Genomic DNA, 3,067 nt, shown 5'->3' with positions numbered 1-3,067 from the left:
TATTTCTGCAGCGCGGGCAACCACGTAGTCAAAACGTTCTAACGCTTGAGTGATTAAGTTAACTTCCAGCTCGGCTAAATACTCTTTCAGCTCAATCCCCTCGCTGGGCAGTAAACTAAAATCGCTGAGTGCTTCGCTTTCTGGTTCATCGTCATAGTCGCTAAAGCCCGTGCTAAATATATCGTTAAATGCATCGCGCTCCATTAGCTCTTCAGGGTACTGCGGCTCATAGGCTTCTACTTCAATATGACGATATTTAGCCGGTAAGTCGGGCACATCCACCACTTTTTCGGGAAACATAATCACCATACGCTCAACAAGGTTTGCCAACTCGCGAATATTCCCCGGCCAACTATGTTCTTTTAAACTCTCTATTGCGCGTTCGGTAAACTTAGCCGTGGTGCCACTTTGTTCGTTCACGCGGCGCATTAACTCTTTTAATAACAGCGGTATATCATCGGCGCGCTGCGACAATGACGGGCTTTCAATGGGAAATACATTGAGTCGGTAGTATAAATCTTCACGAAACGTACCTTGCTCTATCATAGTTTCAAGGTCGCGGTGCGTCGCGGCAATAATACGTACATCAGCCTGAATTGCTTTTGTACCACCAACCCGTTCATAACTGCGCTCTTGCAGCACTCGCAGCAATTTCACTTGCATTTGCAGCGGCATATCACCTATTTCATCTAAAAATAGCGTGCCACCTTGAGCAAGTTCAAAACGCCCTTTACGCGCCGAAATCGCGCCAGTAAATGCGCCCTTCTCGTGGCCAAATAGCTCACTTTCAAGTAACTCTGCCGGAATAGCGCCACAGTTAACCGGCACAAATGGACCGTTAAGGCGTTTAGATAATAAATGCACGTTACGTGCAACCACTTCTTTACCGGTTCCCGATTCACCTAAAATAAGCACATTGGCATCGGTTTTGGCCACTTGCTCAATCAAAAATCGTAAATCTTTAACCGCTTTTGTTTCCCCTACTAAACCATCAAAGGTATTTTGTGGCTTAGGGTGTTTATGCTCGCTTGGTAACATCCGCTGGTATTGCTGACAGTCATGCAGTAATTGCGTAGTGACTTCGTGGGTAAACGGCTCGCAGATTAAACCCACAACATTTGCAATGCTTAGTAACGGTTTAAGGGTTTCGCCTATCAGTAAAAAAGGTAGGGTCGGATATTTTTTTATTAAGCTTTCATGATCAAGTGTTTGCAAGGCACCTAAAACAACAATGCAGTCTTTATTTTGATACTTACTGCAAGTTTGTTCAAAGTCAGCTTCATTTTGTAATTGTACTGCTTCGCCTATAAAGGTGAGCGCAGCGTATAATCCTATCGAGCGGTTGTTATTATTATCTAAAATTAAGATCATAGTTAGCGAGCCATCATGTCACTCATTTTTATTATTAATTAAATTGTAAGCCAGTTGAAAATGTATGCAAGCTATAGCGGCGACTTTTTGACATTAACGCCAAAAAACAGACACTTCAGCTATTTTATTCATACTTTATACCTACTATTAACACCATGTCCAGCAACAGCAAAGCTGTTGAAATAATGATTATTAGCCACTTGTGCAGCGTTTAGCTTTGCTTATGCGAGCAACACTCTCTATTATTTCAATAGAACTTGATTTATTACTCAAGTTGTCGCAACGAGTGCCGATAACTAACTAGATACAACTCGCTTGGCATTATACTTGCTGGCAGTTTAGTAACTTTTATTCTTTAGGACTTTTTCTTATGGCCCATGCTTCATTAAAAAAATACAGTCAAGTTCGTGCTAGCAGTATTAACGAGATGACCCCCTACGAACAAATAAACCTTATTTTTAGTAATATTATTGGTCGCTTAGCTGCCACTAAGGGCTTTATTGAACGTAAAGAAATAGCAAAAAAAGGCGAAAACATTTCAGCGTGCGTACTGTTATTTGGCGCATTGCAAGATGCACTTAATTTTGAAGTTGAGCAAGATCCAAGTATTTCTGAAAACTTGGCGGCACTTTATGATTACTGCCAACGTAAGTTAACCGAAGCAAACTTAAATAACGATCTTAATGCAATAAACGAAGTATCTAATATCGTGAAAGAAATTAAAGAAGGCTGGAACAGTATTCCTGCTAACCAACGTACACCGGCTGTTTAAGCTATTATGCTCATTCCCCCCTCGTCACAACAAAGCGCAGAGCAAGTTAAACAATTGCTTTGCGTGCTTGAAACACAGGTAAATAACAACCAAGCCGATGCGGCGGCGCAGCAACTTGCAGCATTAGATATGTGCCTAAAAAATTGGTGCGAAAGCGAGCTCCCCCCTACAGCCGACGAGCTAATAGCAATACAAACGAGTATTAAAGCCATATTAGTGCAAGCTACTAGCCAAAAGTCGGCTTCTTTTAACGCGCTGCTTAAACATAAAAAATCAGACAAAGCCATCAACGCTTATAAAAGCACTTAAACCGTAATCTGTATGTAGAGCTCAATAAGAGTAAGTGAGTAGTTACTTAATGGGCTATTTATGGTTTTTTACTTCTCTAAAGCACAGCGTCTCTTACCCTCTTTGTGCATAAATTTACTTAAATCTATTTGCACAAAGAGCAGTGAATGAGGGGAAATGAGAAGACAACTGCAGTAACCTGAAACGAATATTATAAGCGCACCTACATCAAGAAAACGCCGAGTGTGGCTGATTAAACCTAAAGCCTGAACCCTCACATTTCACAGACTAAGCAATGAATTAAATAGGCGAGTTAGTATTTTACTTCTCTAAAGCACAGCGTCTCTTACCCTCTTTGTGCATAAATTTACTTAAATCTTTTCGCACAAAGAGCAGTGAATGAGGGGAAAATGAGAAGAGCACTGCAGCAATCTAAAACAAGTAGGTCAGATTGTAGAAACTATAAGCGCGGTATAAAACCGCACCTACATCAACCAAAGCGCCGAGTGTAGCTGTCTTTACCTAAAACCTGACACCTGACACCTAAAACCTGCCCTTTACTATTTAGACTGCTTAACCACACCAGGCATGTTATCTAGCTGGGCTTGAATATAGCTACTGGTGGAGTTTAGGTTA

Annotated in this window: 3 protein-coding genes; 2 read left to right on the top strand and 1 reads right to left on the bottom strand. The window is 41.2% G+C overall.

The window, feature by feature from the left end; genetic code table 11:
* A partial coding sequence (locus ABYB02_RS16135) for a sigma-54 dependent transcriptional regulator (RefSeq protein ID WP_372763402.1) occupies nucleotides 1–1,371 on the bottom strand: 1,371 nt, incomplete at its 3' end.
* 370 nt (nucleotides 1,372–1,741) lie between these two features.
* On the opposite strand from ABYB02_RS16135, the gene fliS reads away from it, so the two are divergent.
* Both fliS and ABYB02_RS16125 read left to right on the top strand, forming a co-directional pair.
* Nucleotides 1,742–2,143, top strand: coding sequence for a flagellar export chaperone FliS (gene fliS, locus ABYB02_RS16130; protein WP_372763401.1), 402 nt, complete (start codon nucleotides 1,742–1,744; stop codon nucleotides 2,141–2,143).
* Between the two features lie 6 nt (nucleotides 2,144–2,149).
* Nucleotides 2,150–2,452, top strand: a complete 303-nt coding sequence (locus ABYB02_RS16125) for a hypothetical protein (RefSeq protein ID WP_372763400.1) — start codon at nucleotides 2,150–2,152, stop codon at nucleotides 2,450–2,452.
* Nucleotides 2,453–3,067: the final 615 nt, after the last annotated feature.

This window comes from Pseudoalteromonas sp. (genome assembly GCF_041613455.1).
Classification (GTDB): Bacteria; Pseudomonadota; Gammaproteobacteria; order Enterobacterales; family Alteromonadaceae; genus Pseudoalteromonas.
This window is presented reverse-complemented; position numbering and strand designations above follow the sequence as displayed.